This is a genomic window from Jannaschia seosinensis (assembly GCF_001408515.1).
In the GTDB taxonomy this organism is placed as follows: Bacteria; Pseudomonadota; Alphaproteobacteria; order Rhodobacterales; family Rhodobacteraceae; genus Jannaschia; species Jannaschia seosinensis.
Genome location: NZ_CYPR01000039.1, coordinates 24,629 through 42,526 on the forward strand (window position 1 = coordinate 24,629; position 17,898 = coordinate 42,526).

The window sequence follows — 17,898 nt, forward strand, 5'->3', positions numbered from 1 at the left end:
GGTGCGACACTTTCGCATGAGGCCCCCATGAAACCTGTCGAGATCTACACCCAACCGCTCTGCGGCTTTTGCACGGCGGCAATCCGGCTTCTGTCGTCCAAGGGCGCGCAGATTACCGAGCACGACGTCGCCGCCACGCCGGGCAAGCGGGCGGAGATGACGCAGCGGGCGAATGGCGGCCGGACGACGCCGCAGATTTTCGTGGGCGACACGCATGTCGGCGGCTGCGACGATCTCTTCGCGCTCGAAAGGACGGGCAAGCTCGACGCGCTCTTGCAGGAGTGATGCGCGTCGGCCTGATCCAGTCGAACGTGACCGACGATCCGGCGGCCAGCCTGCCTGTCATGCTCGATCTCGTGGCCGAGGCGGCAGCGCGGGGGGCGAAGTTCATCGCCACGCCGGAAGTCAGCAACTGCGTCTCGGCCAGCCGCAGCCATCAGCGCAAGGTCCTGCTGCCCGAGGCGCGGGATCAGACGCTGGCGGCATTGCGCGCGGCCGCGGCGCAGCACGGGGCGTGGATCCTGATCGGAAGCCTCGCGCTGCGTACGGCCGATCCCGAGGGGCGATTCGCCAACCGCTCCTTCCTGATCGACCCCGAGGGGCGGATCGCCGCGCGCTACGACAAGATCCACATGTTCGACGTGACTGTCAGCGAAACCGAAACCTACCGCGAATCCGCAGGCTACCGGCCCGGCACGCGGGCGACGCTGGCGGAGACGCCGTGGGGCAAGCTCGGCATGACGATCTGCTACGACGTGCGGTTTCCGGCGCTTTACCGGCGGCTCGCGCAGGGGGGAGCGGTGTTCCTGTCGGTCCCCGCGGCGTTCTCGCCCGAAACGGGTGCGGCTCATTGGGAAATCCTGCTGCGGGCGCGGGCGATCGAGACGGGCTGCTTCGTCCTTGCGCCCGCCCAGACGGGGACGCATGCCGCAACCTCCGGCCGCGCCCGGCGCACCCACGGACATTCGATGATCGTGGCGCCCTGGGGCGAAGTCGTGCTGGATGCCGGGACCGAGCCGGGCGTGTATATCGCCGAGATCGATCCCGAGGAGGCCGCCCGCGCCCGCGCCCGGGTGCCGTCGCTTGGCGCCGACCGGCACTGGGACGGCCCATGACGGATGCGCGTGACGGGGAAGCCGCGAAGCTGGCCGTCGCCCTCTTCAGCGAGATGCTCACCGCGGATCAGCTTGTGCGCGCACGGCTTGGCCGGGCGCTGCCCAAGGGAATGGAGCTGAGCCATTTCATCGTCCTCAATTACCTCGCCCAGCACCGCGAGGAGCGTTCGCCGGCGGAACTGGCCCGCATCTTCCACCTGTCGCGCGGGGCAATGACGAACACGTTGACCAAACTGGCATGGGCGGGCCACGTCCATGTCCGCCCGGATTGGGACGATGCCCGGCGCAAGCGCGTGACGATCAGCGGCGCCGGTCTTGCGGCGCGCGAGGCCGCATTGAACGCGATCCGTCCGATCCTGACCGACGCGGTGGAGGAGATCGGGACCGAGCGGACACGCAGCGCCATTCCCGTCCTGCGCGAGATTCGGCAGCGGTTCGGCGAAACGGAGTGAAACCTGCGCACCGCCATGCGTTGACCCCTGAATGCCAATTCCCAGGAGGCCAGCATGGTCACGATCTACCACAACCCCGATTGCAGCCAGTCACGCGACGCGCTCTCGATGATCCGTCAGACCGGCATCGAGCCGGAGGTGATCCTCTACCTTGAGACGCCGCCGTCACGGCCCGAACTGGAATCGCTGATCGCGGCGATGCGGATCGGCCCGCGCGACCTGCTGCGCCGGAAGGAGACGCTTTATGTCACGCTCGGGCTGGACGATCCGGACATGCCGGATGAGCGGATCATCGACGCGATGGCGGAACATCCGGTTCTGATCGAACGGCCGATCGTCGCCACGCCGAAGGGGACGAAACTTTGCCGCCCGCCCGAAGAGGTGCTGACGCTTCTGGACACGGATGTCGCCGCTTTCACCAAGGAGAGCGGCGAGACCGTGCATCGCTGAGCAACCTGCCTCGTCTGTGCATGGAACACCCGACGCCCCATGAGGCGCCGGGTTTTTCCGTCTCCGCCTCAGCGGGTTCAGTCCACGCGGCGGACCATGAGTTGCGTGCCCTGCTTCTTGGTCTCCAGCCGCTTGATATCGGCCACGAGGTCCGAGAGCTTCCGCTTGCCATAGGTCCGGGTGTCGAAATCGGGCATCTGCGCGACGATCTGGCTGCCCAGCGCCCCGAGCGCGTACCAATCGTCGTCCTGATCCATCCGCTCCATCGCCCGCAGGATCAGGGGCAGCGCATCCTGCGGCATGCGCTTTTTCGGGGGCGGGACGTTGCTGGTGGCCGGCTCGTCGACGATGTTCTCGATCAGGATGAAGCGGTTGCAAACGTTGCGCAGCGATTCCGGCGCCTTGCCCTCGCCGATGCCGATGACGTCGAGCCCCTCCTCCCGGATGCGGCTGGCCAGGCGGGTGAAGTCGCTGTCCGAGGAGACCAGCACGAAGCCGTCGAAGCGCCCGGAATGCAGGATATCCATCGCGTCGATCACCAGACCGATATCGGAGGCGTTCTTGCCCTTGGTATTGGCGGTTTCCTGATGCGCGACGAGACCAAGCTCCAGCACCTTGTCCGTCCAGCCGCGCAACTGCCCGGAGGACCAGTCACCGTAGACGCGGCGCAGGGCCGGCTCGCCCAGCCCGGTGATCTCCTTGAGGATGCCTTCGGCGAACCGGGCGGGAATGTTGTCGGCGTCGATCAGAACGGCGAGGAGGGGGCGGTCGCGTTGGGGCACGGTAGCGGGCCTTTCGGTTGAGCGGCGGGCGCCTTCAGGGACAGGGCGCCGCGCCGGCGATCTCGTCGCGGAGCGTTTGCGCCGACATGCCCTCCGCCACGGTCAGGAGCAAGGTGCCCCCGAAGATCGCATCGTGGATCACGGGCCGCATGATCGTGCGGCCACAGCGCGTCACCCGGATCCGCTCGCCCAGGTGATCGCGCGTGAAGGCCCCGAACCGCAGTGCCGCATCCTCGGTCAACTGAACCGAAACGGCTCCGTCGCCGGGGCCCCCGGCGACGGCCGCCACATCCGTCGGCGCGAAGGACAGAACCACCTCCGCCGTGCCGACGGTGAACAGGTCGTCCGCCGCCACGGGCGATGCGAGAGCGGCAGACAGGAGGGCGATGCGGATCAATAGACGACGACGGACCGAATGCTCTCGCCCCTGTGCATGAGGTCGAAGCCCTTGTTGATGTCGTCGAGCGGCATGGTGTGCGTGATCATCGCGTCGATCTCGATCTTGCCGTCCATGTACCAGTCCACGATCTGCGGCACGTCCGTCCGTCCGCGCGCGCCGCCGAAGGCCGTGCCGCGCCAGACCCGCCCGGTGACGAGCTGGAAGGGCCGCGTGGCGATCTCGGCCCCGGCCGGCGCCACGCCGATGATGATGCTCTCGCCCCAGCCCTTGTGCGCGGATTCGAGGGCCTGCCGCATGACCGTGACGTTGCCCGTCGCGTCGAACGTGTAATCCGCGCCGCCGCCGGTCAATGCGACGAGATACGGCACGATATCGCCGTCGATCTCCTTCGGGTTCACGAAGTCGGTCATCCCGAACCGCTCCGCCATCGCCTTCTTGTCATTGTTCAGGTCCACGCCGACGATCCGGTCCGCCCCCGCAAGCCGCAGCCCCTGGATCACGTTGAGCCCGATGCCGCCGAGGCCGAACACGATGGCCGTCGATCCGATCTCCACCTTGGCGGTGTTGATCACCGCGCCGATCCCGGTCGTGACGCCGCAGCCGATATAGCAGATCTTGTCGAACGGTGCGTCGGAGCGGACCTTGGCCAGCGCGATCTCCGGCAGGACGGTGTGGTTGGCGAAGGTGGAGCAGCCCATGTAATGCAGGATCGGCGTGCCGTCCGTCATGCGGAACCGCGACGTGCCGTCGGGCATCACCCCCTGACCTTGCGTCGAGCGGATCGCCTGGCAAAGGTTGGTCTTGGGGTTGAGGCAGTATTCGCATTCCCGGCATTCGGGCGTGTAGAGCGGGATGACGTGGTCGCCCGGGCGAAGCGACGTGACGCCCGGCCCGACCTCGACCACCACGCCCGCACCCTCATGGCCCAGGATGGCGGGGAACAGCCCTTCGGGATCGGCGCCGGAGCGGGTGAATTCATCGGTGTGGCAGATGCCCGTGGCCTTGATCTCGACCAGAACCTCACCGGCCTTCGGGCCGTCAAGTTCCACGTCCATAACCTCGAGGGGCTTGCCTGCCTCGATCGCGACGGCGGCCTTGGTGCGCATGGGAATTCTCCTTCGTGCTATTGCCTTGCAACGTCCGGCATGTCCTCCTCGAATGCAATGGATGGAGGTGCCGATGCGGCGAATGATGGTGATCCTGCTCATGCTGGGGGCCTGCAACGAGGCCACCGGGAAATCCGGCGACGAATGCGGCGCCGACGGCTACCGCGGCCTCGTCGGCGCGAATATCGCGGCGGTCACCCTGCCCGCCGAACTCAACGACCGCGTGATCGGGCCGGATACGATGGTGACGATGGATTACGATCCGACGCGGCTCAATATCCGCGTGGACGAGGATGGCCGGATCGTGGAACTCTACTGCGGCTGACACGTCACGCCGGGACCGGGCCGCCCGCCGCGATCATCTGGTGATGCAGGCGGGCGAGGTCGTGATCCTTGCCGGCGGTCACGGCGGCCATGACACGGCCGTCCTTCACGTAGCGGGCAAGGAACGGACCCTCCGCCGGGTCGCCGTCGAACAGGACGTCATCCCATCCCTCCGCATGTCCGAGGTAACGGTATTGCCGGGCGAGCGCGGTCCAGAAGAACGGGATGTCGGGCTCGACCTCGGCAGGCTCCGGGCGGGCGATCCCGAGATGATCCATCATCGCATCGGCGGCGCGAATGCCGTGCTGGCGCGCGACCCGCCAATGCTCGATCCGGGCGGGACCGAACGGCGTGGGCGCACGGGCGCAATCGCCGGCGACGAAGACAGAATCGAGACCCGGCACGCCAAGATCGGGACCAACGGCAACGCCGCCATCTTCTCCCGCAGCCAGCCCGGCGATGTCGCCGGTGACGGGAGTGACCCCGATAGCGAGCAGGACGAGGTCGGTCTCGATTTCCGTGCCGTCCTTCAGGCGCACGGCCGCGACGTGGCCCTCGCCCGTGAACGCCTCGACCGAAGCGCCGGTGCGGATATCGACACCCGCCGCTTTATGTTCGGCAAGGATGGCGCGGGCGACCCGCTCTCCGACCACTTTCGACAGCGGCAGGTCCTCCTGCACGATCAGCGTGACGTCGAGGCCGCGCTTCGTCAGCGACAGGGCCGCCTCCATTCCAATGAAGCCGCCCCCGATCAGAACCGCCCGCTTTGCCGCGTCCGCCGCCGCGGAAAGCCCGGCCGCGGAGGCGGCGGAGCGCAGGAGATGGACGCCCGGAAGGTCGCCCCCCGGCAGGTCCGGCCGGTTCGGCGCACCGCCCGGCGCCACGAGCAGCGCGTCGTAGGGCCGGATGGTGCCGTCGGCGAGCGTGACGCGGCCGGGCTCGACGGCGGCGACTGTGCCTTTGATCGGCGTGATGTCGCGCGCGGCCAGCCCGTCGGCATCCGTCGTGGTCAGGCTCGCGGGATCCGTGCCGCGGGCCAGCACCCCCTTCGACAGCATCGTGCGGTCGTAGGGCGCACGTTCCTCGGGAGAGATCATCTCGACCGCCCCCTCGAACCCCGCCTCGCGCAGCCGCAGCGCGCAGGCCTCGGCCGCCGCGCCCGCACCGATCAGCACGACGCGGCGCGTGTCGATCTTCTGGCGCGTGTGGTCCGGCACGACATGGGCCGGCGCGTCGTCGGGCAGATCCACCAGCACGCGACCATCGCGGATCTCCACGTCGAAACGCTGCAGGTCGCCATGGCCGGGCGGCTGCATCTGACGCCCGGTCGCGGTATCGAAACAGGCATGGTGGAAGGCACAGATCACCCGGTCTCCGTCCAGCGCGCCCTTCGAGAGCGGCAGGCCCAGATGCGGACATTCGTGGGTCAGCGCGGTCACGTCCCCTCCCCTGCGGATCAGCAGAATCGTACGCTCCCCGGCCTGCGCGGCATGCGGCGTGGCCTCGGGAATGTCGGACAGCGCGGCGACGTCGTATTGCGGCATGGGGAGCTCCTGCGGGGTGTGCGACGGTCAAACGATCCGCAGCGCTTGCATGTTCCGGACGCCTTGCCTATATCGCCTCTCGACAGCGGCGCCCGACGGGCTCCACCGGGAAAGATCGACGGGCCGCGCGCCCGTTTTTTTGTGCCTCGACTGACTTCTGGGGAATCATGTCCGACCTCATCGCCAAGACCGCGCTCGACAAGCGCCTCGCCGAGATCGCCGCTCCGGTCGTCGAAGACATGGGCTTCGAGCTGGTGCGCCTGCGGCTGATGGCGGGCAAGACCGCCACGCTTCAGGTCATGGCGGACAAGCCCGAGGGCGGCATCGAAGTCGACGATTGCGCCCGGATTTCGACCGACCTTTCGGCGGTTCTCGATGTCGAGGATCCGATCGTGGACGAATACGCGCTCGAGGTTTCCTCGCCCGGGATCGACCGCCCTCTGACGCGGCTGAAGGATTTCGAGGCCTGGGCCGGTCACGAGGCACGCGTCGAGACAACCGAGTTGATTGACGGGCAGCGACGCTTCAAGGGTGTCCTGCAGGGTGTCGAGGATGACGAGATCCTGATTGAGATCGAGCGGGGCGCCGAGACTCCGGTGATCGGGCTCAAGTTCGACTGGCTGTCGGATGCCAAGCTGATCCTCACGGACGATCTGATCCGCGAGGTCCTGAAGAACAGAAAAGACGCGGGCCAGATCGACGAGACCCGGTTCGACGAAGTGCAGACACATCTGGACGGTGAGGAAGACTGACCATGGCCATCACATCCGCGAACCAGCTGGAGTTGCTCCAGATCGCCGACGCGGTCGCGCGCGAGAAGATGATCGACCCGGGCCTCGTGATCGAGGCCATGGAGGAGAGCCTCGCGCGGGCGGCGAAGTCCCGCTACGGCAGCGAGATGGACATCCGCGTGTCCATCGACCGCAGGACCGGTCAGCCCACGTTCACCCGTGTGCGCGCCGTCACCGAAGACGACCTGATCGAGAACGAGAAGGCCGAGATCTCGCCCAAGGCGGCGCAGCAGACGGTCGCCGGTTCCAAGAACGACATGTTCGTCACCCAGACCAAGGTCCCCGTCTACGGCGAGGAAGGCCAGCAGACCGGAACGCACCAGGTGCGCGTGTTCAACCTGCGCCGCCCGACCGAGGCCGACCGCAAGCGCATGGATGGCGTGGATCAGGACACGCCCCCGCAGCTCGGCGATCTTCTGTCCGACCAGGTTCCGCCGGTGGATATGGGCCGCATCGCCGCCCAATCGGCCAAGCAGGTGATCCTGCAGAAGGTCCGTGAGGCGGAGCGCGACAAGCAGTTCGAGGAATACAAGGACCGCGTGGGCCAAATCGTCAACGTGGCCGTCAAGCGTGAAGAATACGGCAACGTCATCGTCGACCTCAATCCGGGCGAAGGCTCGCTGCGCCGCAACGACAAGATCGGGCGCGAGACCTATCGCCCCGGCGACCGCGTCCGCGTCTACATCAAGGACGTGCGCCGCGAGCAGCGCGGCCCGCAGGTCTTCCTCAGCCGCACGGCGCCCGAGTTCATGGTCGAGTTGTTCCGCATGGAAGTGCCGGAAATCTACGACGGCGTCATCGAGATCAAGGCCTGCGCCCGCGATCCGGGAAGCCGCGCCAAGATCGCCGTGATTTCCTACGACAGCTCGATCGACCCCGTCGGCGCCTGCGTCGGCATGCGGGGCTCCCGCGTGCAGGCGGTGGTCAACGAGCTTCAGGGCGAGAAGATCGACATCATCCCGTGGAACGACGATGCGCCGACCTTCCTCGTCAACGCGCTGCAGCCCGCGGAGGTGACGAAGGTCGTCCTCGACGAGGAGGCCGAGCGGATCGAGGTCGTCGTGCCGGAGGAGCAGCTGTCGCTCGCCATCGGCCGCCGGGGCCAGAACGTGCGGCTGGCGAGCCAGCTCACCGGTCTCGACATCGACATCCTCACCGAGGAAGAGGAATCGAAGCGCCGCCAGGCCGAGTTCGAGGAGCGCACGAAGCTCTTCATGGACACGCTCGACCTCGACGAGTTCTTCGCGCAGCTCCTCGTCTCCGAAGGGTTCACCAATCTCGAGGAAGTCGCCTATGTCGAGAGCGACGAGCTTCTGGTGATCGACGGCGTGGACGAGGATACGGCCACCGAGCTTCAGGCCCGTGCCCGCGACTACCTCGAGGCGCAGAACGCCAAGGCGCTGGAGACGGCGCGTGCCAACGGCCTGCAGGACGATCTGGCGAATTTCGAAGGATTGTCGCCGCAGATGCTTGAGGCGCTGACGAAGGATGGCGTGACCACGCTTGAGGAATTCGCCACGTGTGCGGATTGGGAACTGGCCGGCGGCTGGACCGTCGAGAATGGCGAGCGCACCAAGGATGACGGCCTGCTGGAGCCTTTCGGCATCACGCTGGAGGAGGCACAGGACATGATCATGACCGCCCGCGTGATGCTGGGATGGGTCGAGCCCGAAGACGTCGTCGGTCCGGCCGAGGACGAAGACGAAGCCGCGCTCCAGCCAGAGGAGGCCGGGGCGTGATCGCCCCGGTATGTTCCCCTGACCCGCGGCGGCAGAGAAAAATCGCGCGACGAGCCTGAACGTCGCTGCATCGTCACCGGCGAAACCGGCCCCAAGGAGGGGCTGATCCGTTTCGTGGTCGGTCCTGACGATCAAATCTATCCCGACCTCGCCGGAAAGCTTCCCGGACGGGGAATTTATGTCACGGCCGCACGTGCCCCCTTGGAAAAGGCGGTGGCAAAGCGCATATTTTCGCGTGGAGCCAAGCGGCAGGTGCAGGTGCCCGACGGGCTGGTCGATCTGGTCGAAGCCGGATTGCTGCGACGGGTGCAGGACGCGCTCGCCATGGCCCGCAAGGCCGGACAGGCGGTTTCGGGCTATGAGAAGGTCAGGGCGATGCTCGACCGGGAGGAGGCACGGGTTCTCCTCCAGGCCCGCGACGGATCGGAGCGGGGCAAGGGCAAGCTCTCGACCCCGCAAGGAGGCCGCTGGATCGGCTTCCTGACCATGGACGAGCTGGGCCTCGCCTTCGGGCGGGAGCGTGTGGTGCATGCGGCCGTGGCCGCTGGAACCTTGGCCCGGCGTATTGTAGAGGAAGCCACAAGGCTTCAGGGCATCAGACACAGCGAGGACGGCGCATCGGCCGTCCAGAAGGATACGAAAAACGCATGAGCGATCAGGACGGCAAGAAACCCCTCGGCCTTTCCGGCGGCGCGCGTAGCGGCACGGTCAAGCAAAGCTTCGCCCGCGGGCGCACCAATAACGTGGTCGTTGAGACGAAGCGCAAGCGCGTCTCGGTACCCAAGCCCCAGGCGCAATCGGCGGCTGCGGTCAACGCGCAGGGCGGCAAGTCCAAGGGCGGCACCACCGACGCCGAGATGGAACGCCGTCTCAAGGCGCTTCAGGCCGCCCGCGCCCGCGAGGCCGAGGACACCGAACGCCGCGAGCGCGAGGAGCGCGAGCGTCAGGAGGAGCGCGATCGCCGTCGCGCCGAGATCGAGGCCAAGGAGCGCGAGGAGCAGGAGCGTGCCCAGCTCGCTCGCCAGCGCGCCGAAGAGGACGAGCGTCGCCAGCGCGAGGCCCAGGAGGCCCGCGAGCGGCCCGCGCCCGCCGAGCCCGTCGCGACCGAGCCGACCGCCGCGGCGGAACCCCGCAAGCGCGACATGGGCCCCGACGCCCGCCCCGGCCGCAGCGACGCCCCGCGTCGCCGCGACGACGAGGGTGGCAAGCCCAAGGGCGGCGACGCCGATCGCCGGTCGGGCAAGCTGACCGTGAACCAGGCGCTTCGCGGTGGCGAGGGCGGACGTCAGCGCTCGCTCGCCTCCATGCGCCGCAAGCAGGAGCGTCAGCGCCGCGGTGGCCCGAGCCAGCCGCAGGAGAAGGTGGCGCGCACGGTGCAGCTTCCCGAGACGATCGTCGTCTCCGAGCTGGCCAACCGCATGACCGAACGCGTCGCCGCCGTCGTCAAGGCGCTGATGCAGAACGGCATGATGGTCACGCAGAACCAGGTGATCGACGCCGACACTGCCGAGCTCATCATCGAGGAGTTTGGCCACAAGGTGCAGCGCGTCTCCGAGGCCGACGTGGAGCAGGTGATCCGGACCGAGGAGGACACTGCCGCGGATCTCGAGCCGCGTGCCCCGGTCATCACGATCATGGGCCATGTCGACCACGGCAAGACGTCGCTTCTGGACGCGATCCGCAAGACCAAGGTCGTCTCCGGCGAGGCCGGCGGCATCACGCAGCACATCGGCGCCTACCAGGTCGAAGTGAACGACACGATGCTGACGTTCCTCGACACGCCGGGCCACGCAGCCTTCACCTCGATGCGGGCCCGTGGCGCGCAGGTGACGGATATCGTGGTTCTGGTCGTGGCGGCGGACGACGCGGTGATGCCGCAGACCATCGAGGCCATCAACCACGCCAAGGCGGCGGGGGTCCCGATGATCGTGGCGATCAACAAGGTCGACTTGCCGGCGGCGGATCCGAATCGCGTGCGGACGTCCCTGCTCCAGCACGAGGTCGTGGTGGAGGAGATGTCCGGCGACGTGCAGGACGTCGAGGTCTCGGCCCATACAGGTAAGGGCCTCAACGAGCTGCTCGAGGCGATCGCGCTGCAATCCGAGATCCTGGAGCTGAAGGCGAACCCGAAGCGGGCCGCCCAGGGCGCGGTGATCGAGGCGCAGCTCGACGTGGGCCGCGGACCGGTTGCGACCGTTCTGGTGCAGACCGGTACGTTGCGTCAGGGCGATATCTTCGTCGTCGGCGAGCAATGGGGTAAGGTCCGCGCGCTGGTCGACGATCACGGCAATCGCGTGAAGGAAGCGGGACCGTCCTTCCCCGTCGAGGTGCTGGGCATCAACGGCACGCCCGAGGCGGGCGACGTGCTCAACGTCGTCGAGACCGAGGCGCAGGCCCGTGAAATCGCCGAGTACCGCGCCAACGCCGCCAAGGACAAGCGTGCGGCGGCCGGTGCCGCGACCACCCTCGACCAGATGATGGCGAAGGCCAAGGAGGATCAGGGCGTCAGCGAGCTGCCGATCCTCGTCAAGGCCGACGTGCAGGGTTCGGCCGAGGCGATCGTGCAGGCGATGGAGAAGGTCGGCAACGAGGAGGTGCGCGTCCGCGTGCTCCATTCCGGTGTCGGCGCCATCACCGAGAGCGACATCACCCTGGCCGAAGCGTCCGGCGCGCCGGTCATCGGCTTCAACGTCCGCGCCAACGCGCCCGCGCGCGCCGCGGCCAACCAGAAGGGCGTCGAAATCCGGTACTACTCGGTAATCTACGATCTGGTGGACGACGTGAAGAAGGCGGCCAGTGGTCTGCTCTCGGCGGAGATCAAGGAAACCTTCATCGGTTACGCCGAAATCCGCGACACCTTCCGCGTCACCGGCGTGGGCACCGTTGCGGGCTGTCTCGTGACCGAAGGCATTGCCCGGCGGTCGGCGGGCGTTCGCCTGCTTCGCGACAACGTCGTGATCCACGAGGGCACGCTGAAGACGCTCAAGCGCTTCAAGGACGAAGTGAAGGAGGTCCAGTCGGGCCAGGAATGTGGCATGGCGTTCGAGAACTACGACGACGTCCGCAAGGGCGACGTGATCGAGATCTTCGAGCGTGAAGAGGTGGAGCGCAGCCTCGCCTGATCCGCAACTTGCTGCGAATGAACAAACGGGGGCCTCGCGGCCCCCGTTCTCGTTTCAGCGTATCGCTCTGACCTTGATGACCGGATCGCGCCGCGCCTCGCGCTCCGGCTTGTCCGCCGCGACAAAGGGAGCGCTGCGGACTGCGCCCTCTTCCCGCGATCCGGCCAAGCCGGCCCCAAGCGGCGCGGCTGACGGCCTCCCCACGCTCCCCTGCCCCGCGGCAAGGGACGCTCGGCTGATATCAGCGATGTCGAACACGGCGCGCATGACCTGTGCCCCGGCAATCGCGGACGAGCCGATAAGCGCGACAGCCGCTCCGGTCGCCAGCCCGCTAAGTGCCGTCACCGCCTCCAGTCCCGTCACACTGCCGATGGCGAGGACGGAAACCGCGCCCGATGCAACCGTCAGCAGCCCGATCCCCGTCACGATCCAGCCGACAAAGCCGGCCACACCGACCATCATGCGGCCTGTCGTGTAGGTACGTTTGAACTCGGCCATCTTCGCGGATCCTCCTTTGGGAGCTGGCGCGGCCGATATGTCCCGACCGGCGCGTCGCCACAACGAAAAAGGCCGCCCCCGAAGGAGCGGCCCGATCATTCACGCGGCTGGCGGATCACTCGCCCTTGCGGCCCTTGACCGGCGCCCAGATCCGCTTGTTCGTCAGGTAGAGCAGCACAGACAGCACGGCGAGCATGATGACAGCCGTCAGGCCCATCTGCTTGCGCGCGGCGAGTTTCGGCTCCGCCGTCCACATGAGGAACGCGGCGACGTCTTTCGCGGCGCTCTCCATATCGCTCGGTGCGCCATCGTCGAACTCGACGTAATCGTCGCCCAGAACCGGCGCCATGCTGATCCAGCGGCCTGGGAAGGCCTCGTTCTCGTAAAGAACAGTGCCCGCCTGCTCCATCTCCTCGCCGGTATAGCCGGTCAGGAGGGAGGCGATATATTCCGCGCCTCCCATGCCCTTCACGATCTGGTTGATCCCGAGATTGGCCGGGCCGTGGAAGCCGGCCCGTGCCTTCGCCATCAGCGACAGGTCCGGCGCGCCCACGGCGTTGTTCGCCGGGAAGTTGTCCGTCGGCGCGGCATCGCGGAAGTCGCCCTGCTCGCCCAGTTCGGGATCGAAGACCTCGATCTGCGATGCGTATGCGCGCACCTGCTCGGGGGAGAAGCCCGGGCCGCCACCATCACCCAGCGTCCGGATCGGGACGAACTTCAGGCCGTGACAGGCGGAGCAGATCTCCGTGTAGACCTTCAGCCCGCGCTGGAGCTGGTTCTGGTCATAGGTCCCGAACGGCCCCTCGAAGGAGAAGTCGTAATCCGTCACGTGGCCCAGTTCGGCCGCGAACGCGGCCGTGCCGGACAATGCGAGTGCCGCCAGCGCGGTCTTGATCATCTTCATGCCTCGCATCTCCTTCACTCCGCCGGGCTCGCGGCTTTTTCACCGGGCAGACGCTGACCGGCAAAGCTGCCCGTCTCGCCGTAATGGGCCACGAAGTCCTCCTCGATCGTCGCCGGGCGTGCCAGCGGCTTCTCGATCACGCCCAGAAGCGGCAGGATCACGAGGAAGTAGCCGAACCAGTAGGCCGATGCGATCAGCGAGATCGACGCCCAAGGCTCCTCCGCCGGCATCGCCCCCAGCCACATCAGCAGGAAGAAATCGACGACGAGCAGCCAGAACCACCACTTGAACATCGGGCGGTAACGCCCCGAGCGGACGGATGACGTGTCGAGCCACGGCGCGAAGGCCATGACCAGGATCGCCCCGAACATCGCCAGCACGCCGAAGAACTTCGCATCGACGATGCCGCCGGTCAGCCAGTTCGCCGCAATCACGATCCAGACGTCGGCCGTGAAGGCGCGCAGGATCGCGTAGAACGGCAGGAAGTACCATTCCGGCACGATGTGCGCAGGCGTCGCGAGGGCGTTGGCCTCGATGTAGTTGTCCGGGTGGCCCAGATAGTTCGGCATGAAGCCGACCACCGCGAAAAAGCCGAGCAGGATCACGGCCATCGCGAAGAAGTCCTTGATCACGAAATACGGCCAGAACGGCAGCGTGTCCGCCTCGGCTTCGGCCTTCGAAGTGCGGCGCACCTCCACCCCGGTCGGGTTGTTGTTACCCGTCGAGTGGAAGGACCAGATCTTCGCGATCGTGAGGCCGAGGATGAGGAACGGCATCAGGTAGTGAAGCGAGAAGAAACGGTTCAGCGTCGCGTTATCGACCGCCGGTCCGCCCAGAAGCCAGGATTGGAGCGACTCGCCCACGAAGGGAATTGCGCCGAACAGGCCGGTGATCACGGTCGCGCCCCAGAAGGACATCTGACCCCAGGGCAGAACGTAGCCCATGAAAGCAGTGCCCATCATCAGCAGATAGATGATGATGCCGAGGATCCACGTGATCTCGCGCGGGGCCTTGTAGGAACCGTAATACAGGTTGCGGAAGATGTGTGCATAGACCGCGATGAAGAACAGCGACGCGCCGTTGGCGTGGATGTAGCGCAGGGCCCATCCGCCGTTCACGTTGCGCATGATGTGCTCGACGCTGGAGAAGGCCAGATCGACATGCGGCGTGTAGTGCATCACCAGCACGATGCCCGTCACGATCTGCAACACCAGCGTGAAGGTCAGAACGATACCCCAGATCCACATCCAGTTGAGGTTCTTGGGCGTCGGGATCATCAACGTGTCGTAGAGGAGCGAGATCACCGGGAGACGGCGTTCGATCCATTTCTCTCCGCTGGTCTTCGGCTCATAATGGTCGTGTGGAATGCCAGCCATATCAGCCTCTCCTCAACCCAACTGAATCGTGTTTTCGTCGATGAACGACGCCACCGGGATCGGCAGGTTGCGCGGCGCGGGACCGCGGCGAATGCGTCCGGCGGTATCGTAATGCGACCCGTGGCACGGGCAGAACCAGCCATCGAAATCGCCCGCATCGCCCAGCGGCACACACCCCAGATGGGTGCAAACGCCGACCATGACGAGCCATTCGCCCGTGGTTTCCTCCTCACCGAAGGCGGGGAGAGAGCGATTCACGTCAAGGGCGGGGGCGGTCCCGTCGATGTTCGCGTTGAACGCGTAGGGGTCGGGCAGGTCGTCGACGTCGACCAGACGCGCCGCCTCGATCTCCTCGACCGTGCGGCGGCGGATGAAGACCGGCTTGCCCAGGAATTTCACAGTCAGCTGCGTCCCCGGCTCGACGCCCGAGACGTCGACCGGAATCGAGGCCAGCGCCTGCACGTCGGCGGACGGATTCATCTGGTTCACCAGCGGCCAGACGGCGGCGCCGGTGACGACGATGGCGGCCCCACCGGTCGCGTAATAAAGGAAATCGCGGCGCGTGCCCGAATGATGATGTTCGGCGTTTGACAAGAAGCCTTCTCCCGGTCGTGGTCACGGCGGCGGCGCCGCCATCTCGGACTACCCTGAGGGGGCCAGGGGGAATCCCGCAGCCCGCGTCTTCGCCACATAGCGCAATCGGGAAGGGAAGTTCCAGCGGACAAACGCGCACAGGGTGGCGAAATATCGCAGTTTCTCGCGCCCCGCCCCGGCCGCGCCCTCAGAGATCGCGCGTCATGTCGCGGTGCGGGATGCCGGCATCGTCGTAGACGGGCCCCTGCGCGACGAAGCCCAGACGCTCGTAGAAGCCGATCGCGTCGACCTGCGCGCCGAGTTTCGCGCGCACGAACCCTTCGGCGGCAAGCGCGGCCATCACGTGCCGCATCAGCGCCGCGCCGCGCCCGGTGCCCCGCGCCCGCCGCAACACCGCGACCCGCTGGATCTTGGCGGTCGTTCCCATCGGCGCGACCCGCAGCGTGGCGACCGGCCCCCGATCGTCCCGCGCAAGCCAGTGGACGCACGCCCCGTCTTGCCCGTCGATCTCCTCGGCAAGGCTCACCCCCTGCTCCTCCACGAAGACCTCGGTCCGGATCGCCAGCGGCGCGGTCAGGTCCTCGACCCGCTCGATTACATTCTGTGGATAAGTTTTCATAATCATGTCAGTGGCTTGCGAGAATTACCCATGGGTAATCACTCGGGTTTCGTCGCATCCATGGCCGGACGGGCGGCGAACCGACCCTCCCACGCGGCGAGGGTATCGCGCCCGTCGCGCCAGGCCCGGTCCCCGTGGCGCAGGTCAAGATAGCCAAGCGCACACCCCACCGCGATCTGCGCCACGTTGAGCGGCCCCTCCAGCAGCGGCATCGACCGCGCCTCCAGCGCATCGAGCGAACGGGCGATCTTGGCCCATTGCGCATCGAGCCATTCCGGCCAGACCAGATCCCGCTCGCCGCGGAACCGCTTCTCGTAGGTCATGCCGACGGCGGCTTCCATGATCGCATCGGCATTGGCCTCGAGACTGAGCACCTCCCACATGCGGCCCACTGGGTAGAGGCTCGCGCCCGCGCGGTTGTCGAGAAACCGGCAGATCACCCGGCTGTCATAAAGCGCGGGTCCCTCCTCGCGCAGCAATGTGGGGATCTTCCCCGACGGATTGGCGGCATTGAGGTCGGCATCGCCGCCCAGCGGGCTCGCGCTCACGTCGCGGATGTCGATGTCGTGCTGCGCGGTCTCCAGAAGCACGACGCGGCACTTGCGCGCGAACGGCGAGGCGGGAGAGCTGAGAAGTTGCATGGCGGTCACTCCGGCGGTTTTTGCGTCGGGCACGAGAGAAGCAGGGTCTTCGCCCCGATGCCAGAGCCTTCGACCGACGCGGTCCCCGCCGGATGCGCCGCGACGGGCTTCCGCCCCGCCCCGCCATCCGCACCGGACGGCCCGACGCGGCGCCTGTCGGGCCGGATGCCCTGCAAGGCGTCGCCCTCGGCCCCGACATCATGGCCGGAACCCTCCCGTCGCGCCACGACCGGAGAAGGCGGCCCGGATCGCGCACCGCGCCGGACGCGTCCGGCCCCGCGCGGGGAGCCGAAACCGCCTCCCCGCGCAAGGCCGCGCGGCCGGTTCGTGGAACATTGGCGGCGGCCGGGCTTTGGATACACGAGCTTCCGCACCAGCCGGAAAACCGCACCGCCAAGAGGACCGCCATGTTCGCGCAGCTTTCCAACCCCATCCTGCTGGGCCTGTTCGCCGCCGCCTCGATCGTCGTCTTCGTCGCCTCCTTCCGGATGACCCGGCTGGCGGACATCATCGCCGACCGCACCGGCCTCGGCGAAGCGATCGCGGGAGGGGTCTTTCTCGGGGCGGCGACGTCGCTTTCGGGGCTGACGGTCTCGGCGACGGCGGCCTGGGGCGGGGATGCCTCGCTCGCCGTATCGAACGGCGTGGGCGGAATCGCGGCGCAGACGGTCTTTCTGGCCGTCGCGGACCTGACGCTTCGCAAGGCCAATCTGGAACATGCCGCCGCCGAACCGGCCAACCTGTTCCAGGCGGCGCTCCTGATGGCGCTCCTGACGCTGCCGGTGATGGCCTTTGCCATGCCGGCCTGGTCGATCTGGGGCGTACATCCGGTCAGTGTCGTGATGGCCGCGGGCTACCTCTACGGCGTCCGCGTCTCTCACCAGGTCCGCGAAGCGCCGATGTGGGAGCCCATCAGCACGCCCGAGACCCGCACCGACGAGCCGGAGGACGAAGAGGAACCAGGCCGGGACTGGCGCGGCCCCGCCCTCGCCTTCGCGGGGCTGGCGGCTCTGCTTGCCCTGTCGGGCTGGGTGATCTCCTCGACCGCGTCGGTCGCGACGGAGCGGTTCGGCATGTCGTCCTCGCTCGTCGGGGCGCTGGCGACGGCGCTGGTGACGTCGATGCCGGAACTGGTGACGACGGTCACGGCCGTGCGGCGCGGCGCGCTTCAGCTCGCGGTCGGCGGGATCATCGGCGGCAACACGTTCGACACGATGTTCCTTGTGATCTCCGACGGGTTCTACCGCGAGGGGCCGATCTTCAACGCCATGAACGAGCAGGATCTGTACTGGCTGGCGACGGGGCTTCTGATGACCGCGATCCTCATCGCGGGCCTGATCCGGCGCCAGAAGCAGGGCCCCGGCGGGATCGGGGTGGAGACGGTGCTCCTGATCGCGGTCTATCTCGGGGCGGTCGGGGTGCAGGCTTTCCGCTGACAGCC

At 67.3% G+C, this 17,898-nt stretch carries 20 protein-coding genes; 10 read left to right on the forward strand and 10 right to left on the reverse strand.

Annotation, left to right across the window (positions count from 1 at the left end; genetic code table 11):
* Positions 1-27 precede the first annotated feature (27 nt).
* The 4 genes from grxC to arsC are packed head-to-tail and all read left to right on the forward strand — an operon-like array spanning position 28 to position 2,017.
* Positions 28-285, forward strand: a complete 258-nt coding sequence (gene grxC, locus JSE7799_RS03150) for a glutaredoxin 3 (RefSeq protein ID WP_055662303.1) — start codon at positions 28-30, stop codon at positions 283-285.
* The gene (locus JSE7799_RS03155; RefSeq protein ID WP_055662304.1) at positions 285-1,115 is read left to right on the forward strand and encodes a carbon-nitrogen hydrolase family protein; all 831 of its coding nucleotides are present in this window, start codon (positions 285-287) and stop codon (positions 1,113-1,115) included. The genes grxC and JSE7799_RS03155 overlap by 1 nt, the downstream gene beginning before the upstream one ends.
* Entirely contained in the window at positions 1,112-1,567 is a 456-nt protein-coding gene (locus JSE7799_RS03160) for a MarR family winged helix-turn-helix transcriptional regulator (RefSeq protein ID WP_055662305.1), read from the forward strand. The genes JSE7799_RS03155 and JSE7799_RS03160 overlap by 4 nt, the downstream gene beginning before the upstream one ends.
* Positions 1,568-1,621: 54 nt before the next feature.
* A complete protein-coding gene (gene arsC, locus JSE7799_RS03165) occupies positions 1,622-2,017 on the forward strand; it encodes an arsenate reductase (glutaredoxin) (protein WP_055662306.1) in 396 nt (131 codons plus the stop codon).
* A gap of 77 nt (positions 2,018-2,094) precedes the next feature.
* Here the strand turns inward: arsC and JSE7799_RS03170 are convergent, their stop codons facing one another.
* From JSE7799_RS03170 to JSE7799_RS03180, 3 genes are read right to left on the reverse strand one after another with little or no spacing between them, the layout of a single operon-like run.
* A complete protein-coding gene (locus JSE7799_RS03170) occupies positions 2,095-2,799 on the reverse strand; it encodes an NYN domain-containing protein (protein ID WP_055662307.1) in 705 nt (234 codons plus the stop codon).
* 34 nt (positions 2,800-2,833) lie between these two features.
* On the reverse strand, positions 2,834-3,196 hold the full coding sequence (locus JSE7799_RS03175) for a hypothetical protein (RefSeq protein ID WP_055662308.1): 363 nt from the start codon (positions 3,194-3,196) through the stop codon (positions 2,834-2,836).
* Positions 3,193-4,305, reverse strand: coding sequence for an S-(hydroxymethyl)glutathione dehydrogenase/class III alcohol dehydrogenase (locus JSE7799_RS03180; RefSeq protein WP_055662309.1), 1,113 nt, complete (start codon positions 4,303-4,305; stop codon positions 3,193-3,195). The genes JSE7799_RS03175 and JSE7799_RS03180 overlap by 4 nt, the downstream gene beginning before the upstream one ends.
* Before the next feature lie 61 nt (positions 4,306-4,366).
* Between JSE7799_RS03180 and JSE7799_RS03185 the strand changes: the two genes are divergently transcribed.
* Positions 4,367-4,630 (forward strand): I78 family peptidase inhibitor, encoded by a 264-nt coding sequence (locus JSE7799_RS03185; RefSeq protein ID WP_222101697.1) that lies wholly within the window; start codon positions 4,367-4,369, stop codon positions 4,628-4,630.
* Positions 4,631-4,634: 4 nt separating this feature from the next.
* Here JSE7799_RS03185 and JSE7799_RS03190 read toward each other — a convergent pair whose 3' ends face one another.
* Complete coding sequence (locus tag JSE7799_RS03190) at positions 4,635-6,173, reverse strand: FAD-dependent oxidoreductase (protein ID WP_055662311.1); 1,539 nt, start codon at positions 6,171-6,173, stop codon at positions 4,635-4,637.
* Positions 6,174-6,340: 167 nt separating this feature from the next.
* Here JSE7799_RS03190 and rimP point away from each other — a divergent pair, with 167 nt between their 5' ends.
* The 4 genes from rimP (at position 6,341) to infB (ending at position 11,825) form a co-directional block, all read left to right on the forward strand.
* Positions 6,341-6,925, forward strand: coding sequence for a ribosome maturation factor RimP (rimP, locus tag JSE7799_RS03195; RefSeq protein WP_055662312.1), 585 nt, complete (start codon positions 6,341-6,343; stop codon positions 6,923-6,925).
* 2 nt (positions 6,926-6,927) lie between these two features.
* Positions 6,928-8,703, forward strand: a complete 1,776-nt coding sequence (nusA, locus tag JSE7799_RS03200) for a transcription termination factor NusA (protein WP_055662313.1) — start codon at positions 6,928-6,930, stop codon at positions 8,701-8,703.
* Between the two features lie 69 nt (positions 8,704-8,772).
* Positions 8,773-9,354 (forward strand): RNA-binding protein, encoded by a 582-nt coding sequence (locus JSE7799_RS03205; RefSeq protein ID WP_370736638.1) that lies wholly within the window; start codon positions 8,773-8,775, stop codon positions 9,352-9,354.
* Positions 9,351-11,825, forward strand: coding sequence for a translation initiation factor IF-2 (gene infB / locus JSE7799_RS03210; RefSeq protein WP_055662315.1), 2,475 nt, complete (start codon positions 9,351-9,353; stop codon positions 11,823-11,825). Before JSE7799_RS03205 ends, infB begins: the two co-directional genes overlap by 4 nt.
* Positions 11,826-11,879: 54 nt before the next feature.
* On the opposite strand, the gene JSE7799_RS03215 is transcribed toward infB, so the two are convergent.
* The 6 genes from JSE7799_RS03215 to JSE7799_RS03240 form a co-directional block, all read right to left on the reverse strand.
* Entirely contained in the window at positions 11,880-12,323 is a 444-nt protein-coding gene (locus JSE7799_RS03215; protein WP_055662316.1) for a hypothetical protein, read from the reverse strand.
* Between the two features lie 115 nt (positions 12,324-12,438).
* Entirely contained in the window at positions 12,439-13,227 is a 789-nt protein-coding gene (locus JSE7799_RS03220) for a cytochrome c1 (RefSeq protein ID WP_055662317.1), read from the reverse strand.
* Between the two features lie 14 nt (positions 13,228-13,241).
* On the reverse strand, positions 13,242-14,603 hold the full coding sequence (locus JSE7799_RS03225) for a cytochrome b (RefSeq protein ID WP_055662318.1): 1,362 nt from the start codon (positions 14,601-14,603) through the stop codon (positions 13,242-13,244).
* Between the two features lie 12 nt (positions 14,604-14,615).
* Positions 14,616-15,197 (reverse strand): ubiquinol-cytochrome c reductase iron-sulfur subunit, encoded by a 582-nt coding sequence (gene petA, locus JSE7799_RS03230; protein WP_055662319.1) that lies wholly within the window; start codon positions 15,195-15,197, stop codon positions 14,616-14,618.
* Positions 15,198-15,384: 187 nt separating this feature from the next.
* Positions 15,385-15,816: a GNAT family N-acetyltransferase gene (locus JSE7799_RS03235; RefSeq protein ID WP_055662320.1), complete on the reverse strand. Its 432-nt coding sequence runs from the start codon at positions 15,814-15,816 to the stop codon at positions 15,385-15,387.
* A gap of 38 nt (positions 15,817-15,854) precedes the next feature.
* A complete protein-coding gene (locus JSE7799_RS03240; RefSeq protein ID WP_055662321.1) occupies positions 15,855-16,457 on the reverse strand; it encodes a glutathione S-transferase in 603 nt (200 codons plus the stop codon).
* 92 nt (positions 16,458-16,549) lie between these two features.
* On the opposite strand from JSE7799_RS03240, the gene JSE7799_RS03245 reads away from it, so the two are divergent.
* On the forward strand, positions 16,550-17,893 hold the full coding sequence (locus tag JSE7799_RS03245) for a sodium:calcium antiporter (RefSeq protein WP_306455390.1): 1,344 nt from the start codon (positions 16,550-16,552) through the stop codon (positions 17,891-17,893).
* Positions 17,894-17,898 lie beyond the last annotated feature (5 nt).

Excerpts from the sequence above, each read along its gene's own strand:
- grxC (WP_055662303.1), top strand. The coding sequence starts at position 28 with ATGAAACCTGTCGAGATCTACACCCAACCGCTCTGCGGCTTTTGCACG.
- JSE7799_RS03155 (WP_055662304.1), top strand. The coding sequence starts at position 285 with ATGCGCGTCGGCCTGATCCAGTCGAACGTGACCGACGATCCGGCGGCC.
- JSE7799_RS03160 (WP_055662305.1), top strand. The coding sequence starts at position 1,112 with ATGACGGATGCGCGTGACGGGGAAGCCGCGAAGCTGGCCGTCGCCCTC.
- arsC (WP_055662306.1), top strand. The coding sequence starts at position 1,622 with ATGGTCACGATCTACCACAACCCCGATTGCAGCCAGTCACGCGACGCG.
- JSE7799_RS03180 (WP_055662309.1), bottom strand. The coding sequence starts at position 4,305 with ATGCGCACCAAGGCCGCCGTCGCGATCGAGGCAGGCAAGCCCCTCGAG.
- JSE7799_RS03185 (WP_222101697.1), top strand. The coding sequence starts at position 4,367 with ATGGAGGTGCCGATGCGGCGAATGATGGTGATCCTGCTCATGCTGGGG.
- JSE7799_RS03190 (WP_055662311.1), bottom strand. The coding sequence starts at position 6,173 with ATGCCGCAATACGACGTCGCCGCGCTGTCCGACATTCCCGAGGCCACG.
- rimP (WP_055662312.1), top strand. The coding sequence starts at position 6,341 with ATGTCCGACCTCATCGCCAAGACCGCGCTCGACAAGCGCCTCGCCGAG.
- nusA (WP_055662313.1), top strand. The coding sequence starts at position 6,928 with ATGGCCATCACATCCGCGAACCAGCTGGAGTTGCTCCAGATCGCCGAC.
- infB (WP_055662315.1), top strand. The coding sequence starts at position 9,351 with ATGAGCGATCAGGACGGCAAGAAACCCCTCGGCCTTTCCGGCGGCGCG.
- JSE7799_RS03215 (WP_055662316.1), bottom strand. The coding sequence starts at position 12,323 with ATGGCCGAGTTCAAACGTACCTACACGACAGGCCGCATGATGGTCGGT.
- JSE7799_RS03220 (WP_055662317.1), bottom strand. The coding sequence starts at position 13,227 with ATGAAGATGATCAAGACCGCGCTGGCGGCACTCGCATTGTCCGGCACG.
- JSE7799_RS03225 (WP_055662318.1), bottom strand. The coding sequence starts at position 14,603 with ATGGCTGGCATTCCACACGACCATTATGAGCCGAAGACCAGCGGAGAG.
- JSE7799_RS03235 (WP_055662320.1), bottom strand. The coding sequence starts at position 15,816 with ATGAAAACTTATCCACAGAATGTAATCGAGCGGGTCGAGGACCTGACC.
- JSE7799_RS03240 (WP_055662321.1), bottom strand. The coding sequence starts at position 16,457 with ATGCAACTTCTCAGCTCTCCCGCCTCGCCGTTCGCGCGCAAGTGCCGC.
- JSE7799_RS03245 (WP_306455390.1), top strand. The coding sequence starts at position 16,550 with ATGCGCCGCGACGGGCTTCCGCCCCGCCCCGCCATCCGCACCGGACGG.